Source organism: Escherichia sp. WS2035 (assembly GCF_046487065.1).
GTDB lineage: Bacteria > Pseudomonadota > Gammaproteobacteria > Enterobacterales > Enterobacteriaceae > Escherichia > Escherichia coli.
Genome location: NZ_JBJQKD010000008.1, coordinates 106,995 through 121,076 on the forward strand (window position 1 = coordinate 106,995; position 14,082 = coordinate 121,076).

General features: G+C 50.1%; 10 protein-coding genes and 1 tRNA gene. 5 read left to right on the top strand and 6 right to left on the bottom strand.

Annotation, left to right across the window (positions count from 1 at the left end):
- Window positions 1-10 precede the first annotated feature (10 nt).
- Entirely contained in the window at window positions 11-3,145 is a 3,135-nt protein-coding gene (locus tag ACJHX4_RS14840) for a type I restriction endonuclease subunit R (protein WP_001531245.1), read from the top strand.
- Window positions 3,146-3,200: 55 nt separating this feature from the next.
- Entirely contained in the window at window positions 3,201-3,698 is a 498-nt protein-coding gene (locus ACJHX4_RS14845) for a hypothetical protein (protein ID WP_001531244.1), read from the top strand.
- A gap of 691 nt (window positions 3,699-4,389) precedes the next feature.
- On the opposite strand, the gene ACJHX4_RS14850 is transcribed toward ACJHX4_RS14845, so the two are convergent.
- The 3 genes from ACJHX4_RS14850 to ACJHX4_RS14860 all read right to left on the bottom strand — a co-directional run bounded on the left by ACJHX4_RS14850 (window position 4,390) and on the right by ACJHX4_RS14860 (window position 7,037).
- The gene (locus tag ACJHX4_RS14850) at window positions 4,390-5,268 is read right to left on the bottom strand and encodes a phosphorothioated DNA-binding restriction endonuclease (protein WP_001531242.1); all 879 of its coding nucleotides are present in this window, start codon (window positions 5,266-5,268) and stop codon (window positions 4,390-4,392) included.
- 215 nt (window positions 5,269-5,483) lie between these two features.
- Window positions 5,484-6,752 carry a tyrosine-type recombinase/integrase gene (locus tag ACJHX4_RS14855; protein WP_001531241.1) on the bottom strand — a complete coding sequence of 423 codons (1,269 nt, stop codon included), beginning with the start codon at window positions 6,750-6,752 and terminating at the stop codon, window positions 5,484-5,486.
- 200 nt (window positions 6,753-6,952) lie between these two features.
- Window positions 6,953-7,037: transfer RNA gene (locus ACJHX4_RS14860), tRNA-Leu, on the bottom strand.
- Between the two features lie 195 nt (window positions 7,038-7,232).
- Here ACJHX4_RS14860 and ahr point away from each other — a divergent pair.
- Together ahr and ACJHX4_RS14870 are read left to right on the top strand one after the other, a co-directional pair.
- On the top strand, window positions 7,233-8,252 hold the full coding sequence (ahr, locus tag ACJHX4_RS14865) for an NADPH-dependent aldehyde reductase Ahr (RefSeq protein WP_001531240.1): 1,020 nt from the start codon (window positions 7,233-7,235) through the stop codon (window positions 8,250-8,252).
- Window positions 8,253-8,381: 129 nt separating this feature from the next.
- Window positions 8,382-9,884: a helicase HerA-like C-terminal domain-containing protein gene (locus tag ACJHX4_RS14870; protein ID WP_001531239.1), complete on the top strand. Its 1,503-nt coding sequence runs from the start codon at window positions 8,382-8,384 to the stop codon at window positions 9,882-9,884.
- A gap of 160 nt (window positions 9,885-10,044) precedes the next feature.
- Here ACJHX4_RS14870 and lptG read toward each other — a convergent pair whose 3' ends face one another.
- The 3 genes from lptG to ytgA all read right to left on the bottom strand — a co-directional run bounded on the left by lptG (window position 10,045) and on the right by ytgA (window position 12,340).
- A complete protein-coding gene (lptG, locus tag ACJHX4_RS14875; RefSeq protein ID WP_001523844.1) occupies window positions 10,045-11,127 on the bottom strand; it encodes an LPS export ABC transporter permease LptG in 1,083 nt (360 codons plus the stop codon).
- Entirely contained in the window at window positions 11,127-12,227 is a 1,101-nt protein-coding gene (gene lptF, locus ACJHX4_RS14880) for an LPS export ABC transporter permease LptF (protein ID WP_000584114.1), read from the bottom strand. The genes lptG and lptF overlap by 1 nt, the downstream gene beginning before the upstream one ends.
- A 62-nt stretch (window positions 12,228-12,289) precedes the next feature.
- Window positions 12,290-12,340, bottom strand: a complete 51-nt coding sequence (ytgA, locus tag ACJHX4_RS14885; protein WP_211180521.1) for a protein YtgA — start codon at window positions 12,338-12,340, stop codon at window positions 12,290-12,292.
- A 153-nt stretch (window positions 12,341-12,493) separates the two neighbouring features.
- Between ytgA and pepA the strand changes: the two genes are divergently transcribed.
- Entirely contained in the window at window positions 12,494-14,005 is a 1,512-nt protein-coding gene (gene pepA, locus ACJHX4_RS14890) for a leucyl aminopeptidase (protein WP_000397144.1), read from the top strand.
- Window positions 14,006-14,082 lie beyond the last annotated feature (77 nt).

Here is a 14,082-nt window from a genome sequence, read left to right on the forward strand (position 1 = left end):
GACGTTACCGATGCTTACCGAAGACGACTTAGAACAGCTTTGCCTGGGCTGGTTTGCCGAACAAGGTTGGGAAATTCATCACGGGCCGGATATTGCCCCCGATGGCAGTAACCCGCAACGCGCCAGCTATCATGATGTATTCCTGACACCCGTGCTGAACGCCTGCCTGCAAAAAATCAACCCGCATCTGCCTGCTGACGTCTTCGAACAGGTCATCTCCCGTATTACTCGCGCTGAAAGCCCGGATCTGATTGCCAGTAACAAAACTTTCCATCACTGGCTGCTGGAAGGGGTTCCGGTACAGTACCGTCGCGACGAAGAACTCATCCACGACCACGCTCTGCTGGTGGATTTTAGCCAGCCGCAAAACAACCGTTTTATGGTGGTCAATCAAATGACTATCAGCGGAACGAAACAGCCTCGCCGCCCAGATATCATCTGCTTTATTAACGGAATACCACTGGCGGTTGTGGAACTAAAAAGCCCTGTCGATGACAAGGTAGATATCTGGGATGCCTACCATCAGTTACAGACCTATAAAGACGAAATACGCGACCTGTTTATCAGCAATGAAGCGTTGATTGTCAGTGATGGTTATCTGGCGCGTGTGGGGTCCCTGACCGCCACGGAAGAACGTTTTATGCCGTGGAAAGCCATAAGCAATGAAAACGATAAGCCGTTGCTGGAATGGCAACTGGAAACTATGGTACGGGGTTTCTTCAACCGGGAATTGCTGCTCGACTATATCCGCTATTTCGTTCTGTTTGAAAATAACGATGAAAGGCTAATTAAGAAAATAGCTGGTTATCACCAGTTCCACGCGGTGCGTGAGGCCGTGCAGGCGACGATCGTTGCTTCGACCGGTAAGCAACTGGTACTGCACAGCAATATTCAGCCAGGCAGTAAGAAAGCGGGCGTGGTCTGGCATACGCAGGGTTCCGGTAAAAGCATCTCCATGTGTTGCTATGTCAGCAAACTGTTGCAACAGCCGGAGATGGGCAACCCGACGATTGTTGTTGTGACCGATCGTAACGATCTGGATGGCCAGCTTTACGGTACATTCTGCCAGGCACAGGAGCTACTCAAGCAAATGCCGGTACAGGCAGATGACCGTGAAACATTGCGTGATCTGCTTGCAACTCGCGATGCTGGCGGCATTATCTTTACCACCGTGCAGAAATTCTCCCCGGAAGAAGGGGAAAACGCCCATCCGATTCTCAATGGACGCAGCAATATCGTTGTTATTTCCGATGAAGCGCACCGCAGCCAGTACGGCATGAAAGCCAACCTGGATCGTAAAACCGGCGTCTATAAATACGGTTACGCTAAACATATGCGCGACGCGCTACCTAACGCCTCGTTTCTGGGATTTACCGGTACACCGGTTTCGGCAGAGGATCGCGATACTCGCGCTGTATTTGGCGATTACGTCTCAATTTATGATATTCAGGACGCTGTGGACGATGGCGCAACGGTGCCTATTCACTATGAATCCCGGCTGGCAAAACTCGATCTCAATCATGAAGAGCTGGCGGCGCTGTCCGATCAGGTTGAAGAACTGATTGAGGACGATGAGCTGGATCAGAGAGAAAAAACCAAAGGTGAATGGAGCCGCCTGGAGAAACTGGTTGGTGCTAAACCACGTCTTCAGCAGATCGCTGCCGATCTGATTTCTCACTTTGAGAAGCGCAATACCGTAATGGACGGCAAGGCGATGATTGTCGCCATGAGCCGTGAAATCTGCGTCCATCTTTACGATGAAATTATTGCGTTGCGTCCGGAGTGGCACGATGACGATCCTGAAAAAGGGCAAATCAAAATCGTGATGACCGGTACAGCATCTGATAAGGCAATGCTGCAACCGCATATCTACAACAAACGGACTAAAAAACGGCTGGAGTCCCGCTTTAAGAATGTGAACGACCCGCTGAAGCTGGTGATAGTGCGCGATATGTGGCTGACCGGCTTTGATGCCCCTTGCTGTCACACTATGTATATCGACAAACCGATGCGCGGCCATAACCTGATGCAGGCTATTGCCCGTGTCAACCGGGTATTCAAAGACAAGCCCGGCGGGCTGGTGGTGGATTATATTGGTATCGCCAATGAGCTGAAACTGGCGCTGAAAACTTATACCGATGCAAACGGTAAAGGTGATGCGACCGTCAACGCTGAAGAAGCACTGGCAATCATGCTGGAAAAGCTGGACATCATCCACGGTATGTTTGCCAAAACGGCAACGTCAGCGGGTTTTGATTACACCGGCTTTGAAGCTCATGCGCAGAAGTTGCTAGTACCAGTTGCAAACTATGTGCTCGGCCTTGAAGACGGTAAGAAGCGTTTTCTCGATAACGTACTGGCAATTACTAAAGCCTGGTCGCTTTGCTGTACGCTGGATGCGGCACAGCCTTATAAACTAGAGATTGCTTTCTTGTCGGCGGTAAAAGCCGCTATCAGCAAATTCACCAGCGTGGACAAAAAAATAAGCCAAGCTGAGAAGAACTCCGCGCTGAAACAGATTCTGGATAATGCCGTTATTGCTAACGGCGTGGATGATATTTTCACGCTGGCTGGTCTGGATAAACCGAATATTGGCTTGCTTTCAGATGAATTCTTGCAGGAAGTCCGCGATATGCCATATCGAAATCTGGCGGTAGAGCTGCTGGAAAAACTGATTAATGACGGTATCCAGTCCCGTACAAAAAACAATGTAGTGCAGGAGAGGAAATATTCAGAACGTCTTCAGGCTGTATTGATTAAATACAACAACCGGGCTATTGAGACGGCGCAGGTGATTGAAGAGCTGATCCAGATGGCGAAGGATTTTCAGTCTGCAATGGAGCGTGACGATGCGCTTGGCCTGAATCCTGACGAAATCGCTTTCTACGATGCACTGGCAGAAAATGAAAGCGCCGTCCGGGAGTTAGGAGATGAGGTACTTAAGAAACTGGCGATAGAAGTCACCTTAAAGTTGAGGCAATCCACTACCGTTGACTGGCAGGTGCGCGAGAGCGTGCGTGCGAGATTGCGTATCCTGGTTCGCCAGACTCTGCGCCGTTATAAGTATCCGCCTGACAAAACGCCTGGGGCGGTAGAGTTAATTTTAAAACAAGCGGAAGTTATTTCGAATCACTGGACGATGTAAATTTCATGTTGACAGCTTCTTGCTGTCAACATCGTTACTCATTTTTTGTGATAATATGAATACAGCACAATTACCTAAAAAAGCAAATATTTATAAAGCAATGTTTTATTTTTTCTTCAACAAGGAAAAATTTATTACGCTTGGTGCTATCAATAAGATGGCTTTTGAACTTGAGAAGGATGAATATAAGAGAAAACTTGAGGCGGGGAAATACAGTCTAAATCCAGATGATCACAAACACTCCCTCGAAGAGTATTGTGATGACTTAAGAAAGTCCATTCTTGCGTCAGTGCTAATAATGTTGGGTGTGCTTTTTATAGTAATTGCGATTGGATTTTACTCAGGGAAATTTCGGATTATCTATCCATTAGAATGGAAAGACGCCGTTAGCGCCACCGGAATATTTATTCTATCATGGTCAACATTGTTTCAGCTAGGCTGGAGGAATGCATCATGGAAAGGCTGTCGCCTTGATGAACTGGTTGGATTAGCAATATTTAGACGTTTTTTTATTTTCGGCTCGTTCCTTAGCTTATTATACTTCGCAATATAATACAGGATTTTAAAAATGCCAAATAAGATTAGGTCGTATCTTTATAAAGATACATAGCATTGAGGAAAGATGCTAACAAAGAAAAAACATTAATAATTGAAGAACCCTATAAACCGTGAACAACTTCAAATTTTATTAAAGGAGAGACAATTTATCAGCCAATACTTATTTAAGAACAAAAAATTATTTTCGGCACATTGAAGCAGCAGAACGACAAATTTAACCAATAAAACTGGAATGACACCTATGAATTAGTTATATAAACCCACATTTAACCATTTATTAATGACATGCATTTTACCTAATATAAGCACATGATAAGCAGACAAGGTATATAAACAGAAAAAAAGACAATATTTCTTTCCAGAATAGTGAGCTTAGTCCCTTGCTTAAAAAACAAAACAAATTTCTTCAACCTAAGAAAAACAATGAATTTATTATTTAACTCCATCTTATTTACAAAATTTGAAATTCTTATATAGCTATACAACGCATAAATAAATACAGCAAGTACAGTAAATGCCGACAGATGAAACTGTTTAATAAACGACCACCCGCGAAATAAAGACAGAATAGAAATAAAAATAAAGAAAGACAACCATTTCACATTACGCCTAACCATATACCCTCCACATAATAAAGCCGTTATCAATAACTAACTTAATAATCTAAAGAAAAAAATCAATCTATTTCAGATTCCCTCTCCTCTGAACACCTCTTTTCTGTGCCATTCAACAAACTGCTCGCCCGGATAATTTTCTTTAACCGGTGGCAACGCAATCGCCTTTCCCGCAAAATCCCAGAACAGTCGCTGTACCACTCCACCACCATTTACCGCACCGGAAACCACCACACGCATATTTTCATCCAGGCCAATCGAACCACGATCAAACGCTTTATGGTGGATTGCACACAATGCCAGGCCATTAGGTACTTCACAAGGGCCATGGTGCTGCTTCCATCTGATATGAGCGGCTTCCAGAGCAATCGGCGCATTGTCGTGGCGCATGTTAAAGCCGCAGATAGCGCACTGATAATTGTAAGCACGTAGCACCATCTGGCGAAACTTCGGATCGCGTTGACGGAGAGAGGTGCGAATATCAAAACCCATCTCGTCAGCGATCTCTTCCTGAATACTGGCCGGGAAATGCGCCCCCAGGAGCTGCTGCGCCAGCGTATCAATTAACCTGTGATTTTTTGCCACCAACGCAAAATTATCGGCATCAAATCCACCAGCTACATTATATTCAATGAGTTCACGTCGGGGCGGCTGGCGGCTACCACTGGTTGAGCACAATTCCGCGTTTTGTAGTTCCCAGAAGCCATCACCCTTCAAACGCCAGAACGGCATGTCCGGGCGCTGGTCACGGCGCTGCGGTCCATAACGTTCCAGAAGATCCAACAGGGGCTCGTAGATTTCAGAACCATAGTTAAACAGGCGACCATGACCCTGCCGATAGAGTGAGAGAACGTACAGCAGCAATAATGGCTTATGTGGCGCACGTTGTTCGCCTTTGCGCCAGATGGTGATATTTGATATCGCTTGTTTTATGGTTTTGTCAGAGGTCATTGCGTTGGAGAATCCATGAGCACATATTTGCGATGATGCTCGCAACTATATGTACATTCAAGGCATTATTGCAGACATCCTTTTTCTCTGGCGGTTCTGTACCTGGCAGATAGAATTCTGATAACAACGGTAAAAAATACAGCGACCAACCAGTCCTAAGCGGGCTGGTTGGTCTTTTAAATTTAAACATCAGCCGAGGAATAACGGCATTCAACTCACTTGCCATTACCCCGATTGATCTTCGCATAGTCAAACGGCGTAATCGCTCTATCCCGATTGGCATCCAGAAAATCCGCCCACCACTGCAACATCAGCTTGCGCTCATCCAGATGTTCCGCTTTATGGATATACGCCGCCCTCACCGAATTGCGTTCCATATGGCTCATCTGCCTTTCCACCGCATCCTTCGACCATAGCCCTGACTCAATTAACGAACTACAGGCCATTGTGCGGAAGCCGTGACCACAAACCTCAACCTTAGTGTCATACCCCATCACCCGTAACGCACTGTTTACCGTGTTCTCGCTCATGGGCTTACGCGGATCATGATCGCCAATAAAAATCAGCTCATGTTCGCCACAGAACTGTTTTATCTGCTTCAGGATCGCCAGCGCCTGCTTTGAAAGCGGCACCAGATGCGGTGTATGCATCTTTGATCCTCGCTGAGAATGTTTCACGCCGGGAATAGGCTCTCGCTCAGGCGGGATGGTCCACATTGACGTTTCAAAATCGATCTCTGACCAGCGAGCAAAACGCAGCTCACTGGACCGAATAAAGATAAGCAGAGTAAGTTCCGTTGCCCAGCGAGTTAGCGGCCTGCCGGTATAGCTGTCTATTTTCTCAAGTAACTCAGGGATGCGCTTTAACTCCAGCGCCGGACGATGCTGTCGATTACTGGAAGCAACCGCCCCCGCCATCTCTTGCGCCGGATTGTAATCAATTAACCCGCTTTGCACTGCATAACGCATGATGGCCGTGGTGCGCTGTTGAAGGCGGGAAGCCACTTCAAGACGTCCGGATTTCTCCACGGCTTTAATAGGAATTAACAGATCGCGGGTGCCCAGTTCAGCAATATTGCGAGCACCAATTGCCGGGAAGATATTGTCCTCCAGGCTCTTTTTTACACGATTAGCATGATCTTCCGACCATTTTTGGTTGGTTACGAGCCACTCTCTGGCAACCTTCTCGAAAGTAATAATCTCTTTCGCCTGCTCTTCTTTCACAGCACGCTTATGCTCACGAGGATCGATACCAGCAGCTACCAGCTTTCTGGCCTCTTCCCTTTTCTTCCGCGCATCCGCCAGTGAAACATCCGGGTAAACGCCGAACGCCATCAAATGTTGTTTACCGCCAAAGCGGAAACGAAATCGCCAATACTTTGAACCGCCAGGTTTTACAAGTAAGGACATGCCGTCGCCGTCAACAAGTGAATACTCTTTCTCCTCTGGTTTCGCAGAACGAACTTTAGTATCCGTTAGGGCCATAATGGTCTTCCTTCCATTGGTATCTCGTGAGTATACAAGCAATATCGAATCGGCAAATATACTCATTAGTATACTCACAAGCCTGTTGATGTGGGTTGAGTCAGGTTGACTTCAGTTGAGGAGAAAAGCTGGAAAAGCCTTGCGTGGCGCGGATTTCAGGCATAAAAAAAGACCTCAGTTGAGGTCTATTTACATACTTTTGGTGCCGAAGGCCGGACTCGAACCGGCACGTATTTCTACGGTTGATTTTGAATCAACTGCGTCTACCGATTTCGCCACTTCGGCACTGAAGAGGTATGCGGAAAACGATGTGGATTATACCTGTCGCACGCCACCATGCAAGCGCCAGCTTGCTCGCATCTCGCTAAGTGCTGAAATTTTCAGCATTGCATACAGCGATGTGTAACCTTTGTCACACTCCAGGCACCCCGCCCTGCCATGCTCTACACTTCCCAGACAACACCAGAGAAGGACAAAAATATGTCGATGATAAAAAGCTATGCCGCAAAAGAGGCTGGCGGCGAACTGGAAGTTTATGAGTACGATCCCGGTGAGCTGAAGCCACAAGATGTTGAAGTGCAGGTGGATTACTGCGGGATCTGCCATTCCGATCTGTCGATGATCGACAACGAATGGGGATTTTCACAATATCCGCTGGTTGCCGGGCATGAGGTGATTGGTCGCGTGGTGGCGCTCGGGAGCGCCGCGCAGGATAAAGGTTTGCAGGTCGGTCAGCGTGTCGGGATTGGCTGGACGGCGCGTAGCTGTGGTCACTGCGATGCCTGTATTAGCGGTAATCAGATCAACTGCGAGCAAGGCGCGGTGCCAACAATTATGAATCGCGGTGGCTTTGCCGAGAAGCTGCGTGCAGACTGGCAATGGGTGATCCCACTGCCAGAAAATATTGATATCGAATCTGCCGGGCCGCTATTGTGCGGCGGTATCACGGTCTTTAAGCCACTGTTAATGCACCATATCACCGCCACCAGCCGCGTCGGGGTCATTGGTATAGGCGGGCTGGGGCATATCGCTATAAAACTTCTGCACGCAATGGGATGCGAGGTGACAGCCTTTAGTTCAAATCCGGCGAAAGAGCAGGAAGTACTGGCGATGGGTGCCGATAAAGTGGTGAATAGCCGCGATCCGCAGGCACTGAAAACTCTGGCGGGGCAGTTTGATCTCATTATCAATACTGTGAACGTCAGCCTCGACTGGCAGCCTTATTTTGAGGCGCTGACGTACGGCGGTAATTTCCATACGGTCGGTGCAGTTCTCACGCCGCTGTCTGTTCCGGCCTTTACGTTAATTGCGGGCGACCGCAGCGTCTCTGGTTCAGCAACCGGTACACCTTATGAGCTGCGTAAGCTGATGCACTTTGCCGCCCGCAGCAAGGTTGCGCCGACCACCGAACTGTTCCCAATGTCGAAAATTAACGACGCCATTCAGCATGTACGCGATGGTAAAGCGCGCTACCGAGTGGTCCTGAAAGCCGACTTCTGATCCCTTTGCCGGGTGCCTGTCGCCCGGCTTTTAAATCTCTTTGGAAGGCGTCTCGCAATCTGCTGAATTTAGCGGTGAAGAGTGCACAGCCGTTGCCTATACTCCAGGCAGGAAACTGGAGGAAATCTCATGAGCGAACCCCTGTTAATTGCCCGCACGCCGGACACAGAACTGTTTTTACTGCCGGGAATGGCTAACCGTCACGGGCTGATTACTGGCGCAACGGGGACGGGTAAAACTGTCACGTTGCAAAAACTGGCAGAGTCATTGTCGGAAATCGGTGTTCCGGTGTTTATGGCCGATGTGAAAGGCGATCTGACCGGCATCGCGCAGGCAGGAACGGCGTCGGAAAAACTGCTCGCAAGACTGAAAAATATCGGCGTCAACGACTGGCAACCGCATGCCAATCCGGTGGTGGTGTGGGATATCTTTGGCGAGAAAGGCCATCCGGTGCGGGCGACGGTTTCGGATCTGGGGCCGCTGTTGCTGGCACGACTGTTGAATCTCAACGATGTGCAATCTGGCGTGCTGAATATCATTTTCCGCATTGCTGACGATCAGGGATTGTTGCTGCTCGACTTTAAAGATCTGCGGGCTATTACCCAGTACATCGGCGATAACGCCAAATCCTTCCAGAATCAGTACGGTAATATCAGTAGTGCATCGGTTGGTGCCATCCAGCGCGGGCTGTTGTCGCTGGAACAGCAAGGCGCAGCACACTTCTTTGGTGAGCCGATGCTGGATATCAAAGACTGGATGCGCACCGATGCCAACGGTAAAGGCGTTATCAATATCCTTAGCGCCGAAAAACTCTACCAGATGCCGAAACTGTACGCCGCCAGCCTGTTGTGGATGCTTTCAGAGTTGTATGAACAATTGCCGGAAGCGGGCGATCTGGAGAAACCAAAACTGGTGTTTTTCTTCGACGAAGCGCATCTGCTGTTTAACGATGCACCGCAGGTACTGCTGGATAAGATTGAGCAGGTGATAAGGCTTATTCGCTCAAAAGGCGTGGGCGTCTGGTTCGTTTCGCAAAACCCGTCAGATATCCCGGATAACGTGCTCGGGCAGCTCGGTAATCGCGTTCAACACGCTTTGCGTGCTTTTACGCCTAAAGATCAGAAAGCAGTAAAAGCTGCGGCGCAAACCATGCGCCCCAACCCTGCATTTGATACGGAAAAGGCGATTCAGGAACTAGGAACCGGCGAAGCGTTAATCTCGTTTCTCGATGCGAAAGGAAGCCCTTCAGTGGTGGAACGGGCGATGGTGATTGCCCCCTGTTCACGAATGGGGCCGGTGACGGAAGATGAGCGCAATGGCTTGATTAACCACTCCCCGGTGTATGGCAAGTACGAGGATGACGTGGACCGGGAATCCGCCTATGAGATGTTGCAAAAAGGCTTTCAGGCCAGTATCGAGCAGCAAAATAATCCTCCCGCGAAAGGGAAAGAGGTGGCGGTGGATGACGGTATTCTCGGTGGATTGAAGGATATTTTGTTTGGCACTACTGGACCACGCGGCGGGAAGAAAGATGGTGTGGTGCAAACAATGGCAAAAAGCGCCGCCCGCCAGGTGACGAATCAGATTGTGCGCGGGATGTTGGGGAGTTTGCTGGGAGGGAGAAGAAGGTAAGCCAGGTGCGATTTGTCTTTGCCTGATGCGACGCTGGCGCGCCTTATCATGCCAACACCACTGCAATATATTGAATTTTCATGATTTTTCAGACATGAACGAAGCACACTTTGCTAACAATAATAAAGGGAGCTTTCGCTCCCTTTATTCGTTCATCAGGTTACGATTTTCTCATTAACAGCCACAGGCTGATTAAGAAGAAGCTGGCGCTTGGCAACAGTGCGCCGATGATCGGCGGGATGCCGTAAACCAACGTCAGCGGGCCGAAGATCTGGTCCAGTACGTAGAAGACAAAACCGAAGCTAATACCAGTGACCACACGCACGCCCATCGGTACGCTACGCAGTGGGCCAAAGATGAACGACAGCGCCATCAGCATCATCACCGCCACGGATAGCGGCTGGAAGATTTTGCTCCACATGTTGAGCTGATAACGTCCGGCATCCTGACCGCTCGACTTCAGATACTTCACATAGTTGTGCAAACCGCTGATAGAGAGTGCATCCGGGTCCAGCGCCACCACGCCCAGTTTGTCTGGCGTGAGGTTGGTTTTCCAGGTGCCGCTCACCGTCTGCGAACCGGTGATCTGTTTCGGATTGGTCAAATCAGATTCATCAACCTGCGACAGACGCCAGACTTTATGTTCCGGGTCAAACTTCGCGGTAGCGGCATAGCGTACGGATTGCAGACGACGATTATCGTTAAAGGCATAAATACTGATGCCACCTAACTCTTCGTCACCTTTAACCCGCTCAATGTAGACGAAGTTGTTGCCATCTTTCGCCCATAAACCTTGCTGGGTAGAGAGCAACGAGCCGCCGTACATCGCCTGCGCACGGTAGTTACGCGCCATCTGCTCGCCCTGTGGCGCGACCCATTCACCAATCGCCATCGTCAGCAAGACCAGCGGAATGGCGGTTTTCATCACCGACAGCGCCACCTGCATACGGGTAAAACCAGAAGCCTGCATGACTACCAGTTCGCTGCGCTGCGCCAGCATCCCAAGACCAAGCAACGCCCCAAGCAGAGCCGCCATCGGGAAGAAGATTTGCACATCTTTCGGCACGCTCAGCAAGGTATACATTCCTGCGCCTAACGCGTCGTAACTCCCCTGCCCGGCTTTTTTCAGCTGATCGACAAACTTGATAATGCCCGACAGCGACACCAGCATGAACAGTGTCATCATGATGGTGGTGAAAATAGTTTTACCGATATAGCGGTCAAGTACGCCAAAAGGTTGCATCACACCGCTCCTTTACGCGAAAAACTGGCGCGCAGGCGGCGGACCGGCACGGTGTCCCAAAGGTTGAGAACAATCGCCAAAGCCAGATAAATCAGGTTAACGGTCCACATCCACAGTGTCGGGTCCAGCTTACCTTTACCGCCGTTCGATTTCAGGGAGGTCTGGATCAGGAAGAACAACAGATACAGCAGCATGGCTGGCAGCATCGATAGTACGCGTCCCTGACGCGGGTTAACCACGCTCAGCGGTACGACCATAAGTGCCATCATAAACACGGTGAACACCAACGTGATACGCCAGTTCAGTTCTGCGCGAGCACGATCGGTGTCAGTGTTCCACAATGTGCGCATGTCCATCTGGTCGGTATCGTTCGGGTCGAGCGCCACCGCCTGGTGACCAATGATCGCCTGATAATCCTGGAAATCCGTAATGCGGAAATCACGTAACAGTGCAGTGCCTTCGAAGCGCGTTCCCTGGTTGAGAGTGACGACCTGGGAGCCGTCGCGCAGCTGGGTTAAATGTCCGGAATCGGCCACCACCACAGAAGGTCGTGCATTACCTTTTGGTCGAATTTGCGCGAGGAACACATCTTTGAAATCGCTGCCGTCAACGCTTTCGATGAACAGCACCGAGCTGCCATTAGTCGCTTGCTGGAATTGCCCTTGCGCCAGCGCCGCCATGCCAGGGTTCGCTTTCGCTTCTGCTAACACTTCATCCTGATGACGCGATGACCATGGTCCCGCCCACATCACGTTAACCGCCGCGACGATTGCCGTGAACACCGCAAGGATCATTGCCGCTTTCACCAGCACCGCTTTGCTCAGACCGCAGGCATGCATTACCGTAATTTCACTTTCGGTATACAGTTTGCCCAGCGTCATCAGCAGCCCGAGGAACAGGCTTAATGGCAGGATAAGCTGCGCCATTTCCGGCACGCCCAACCCGAGAAGGGAGAGCACCAGATTCGCCGGAATATCGCCGTCAACCGCTGCGCCGAGGATCCTCACTAACTTTTGACAGAAGAAGATCAAAAGCAAGATGAAGAGTATCGCCAGCTGGCTTTTGAGCGTCTCCCGCACCAGATATCTTATGATTATCACTTTAAATACGCCCGTAAAAACTCGTCTTTTGCAGGATTTTAGCTTGTTTCATGGCTTAAACGTCATTTATTCTCTTGAGTCGTCGAAATCGTCGCTAAGATAATTATACTCAACGGATTCACCTCTCAGATTTTGTTCTGACGTGCCAATGCCGTAATAACGTTAAGATTAACACGAAGTCATCGCAACAGCGGACATGAGTTACGAAAGCTTGCAATTCTATCTGTAGCCACCGCCGTTGTCTTTAAGATTCAGGAGCGTAGTGCATGGAGTTTAGTGTAAAAAGCGGTAGCCCGGAGAAACAGCGGAGTGCCTGCATCGTCGTGGGCGTCTTCGAACCACGTCGCCTTTCTCCGATTGCAGAACAGCTCGATAAAATCAGCGATGGGTACATCAGCGCCCTGCTACGTCGGGGCGAACTGGAAGGAAAACCGGGGCAGACACTGTTGCTGCACCATGTGCCAAACGTGCTTTCTGAACGCATCCTCCTTATTGGTTGCGGCAAAGAACGTGAGCTGGATGAGCGTCAGTACAAGCAGGTTATTCAGAAAACCATTAATACGCTGAATGATACTGGCTCGATGGAAGCGGTCTGCTTTCTGACCGAGCTGCACGTTAAAGGCCGTAACAACTACTGGAAAGTGCGTCAGGCTGTCGAGACGGCAAAAGAGACGCTCTACAGTTTCGATCAGTTGAAAACGAACAAGAGCGAGCCGCGTCGTCCGCTGCGTAAAATGGTGTTCAACGTGCCGACCCGCCGTGAGCTGACCAGCGGTGAACGCGCGATCCAGCATGGTCTGGCGATTGCCGCAGGGATTAAAGCCGCGAAAGATCTCGGCAATATGCCACCGAATATCTGTAACGCTGCTTACCTCGCCTCTCAGGCGCGCCAGTTGGCTGACAGCTACAGCAAGAATGTCATCACCCGAGTTATCGGCGAACAGCAGATGAAAGAGCTGGGGATGCATTCCTATCTGGCGGTCGGTCAGGGTTCGCAAAACGAATCGCTGATGTCAGTGATTGAGTACAAAGGCAACGCGTCGGAAGATGCACGCCCAATCGTGCTGGTGGGTAAAGGTTTAACCTTCGACTCCGGCGGTATATCCATCAAGCCTTCAGAAGGCATGGATGAGATGAAGTACGATATGTGCGGTGCGGCAGCGGTTTACGGTGTGATGCGGATGGTCGCGGAGCTGCAATTGCCGATTAACGTTATTGGCGTGCTGGCAGGCTGCGAAAACATGCCTGGCGGGCGTGCCTATCGTCCGGGCGATGTGTTAACCACCATGTCCGGTCAAACCGTTGAAGTGCTGAACACCGATGCCGAAGGCCGCCTGGTACTGTGCGATGTGTTAACTTACGTTGAGCGTTTTGAGCCGGAAGCGGTGATTGACGTGGCGACGCTGACCGGTGCCTGCGTTATCGCGCTAGGCCATCACATTACCGGTCTGATGGCGAACCACAATCCGCTGGCCCATGAACTGATTGCCGCATCTGAACAATCCGGTGACCGCGCATGGCGTTTACCGCTGGGTGACGAGTATCAGGAACAACTGGAGTCCAATTTTGCCGATATGGCGAACATTGGCGGTCGTCCTGGTGGGGCGATTACCGCAGGTTGCTTCCTGTCGCGCTTTACCCGTAAGTACAACTGGGCGCATCTGGATATCGCGGGAACCGCCTGGCGCTCTGGTAAAGCGAAAGGCGCCACCGGGCGTCCGGTGGCGTTGCTGGCACAGTTCCTGCTGAATCGCGCCGGGTTTAACGGCGAAGAGTAATTGCATCAGGTAAAGTTGTCTTTGTCGGATGCGGCGTGAACGCCTTATCCGACCTACACAGCACTGAACTCGTAGGC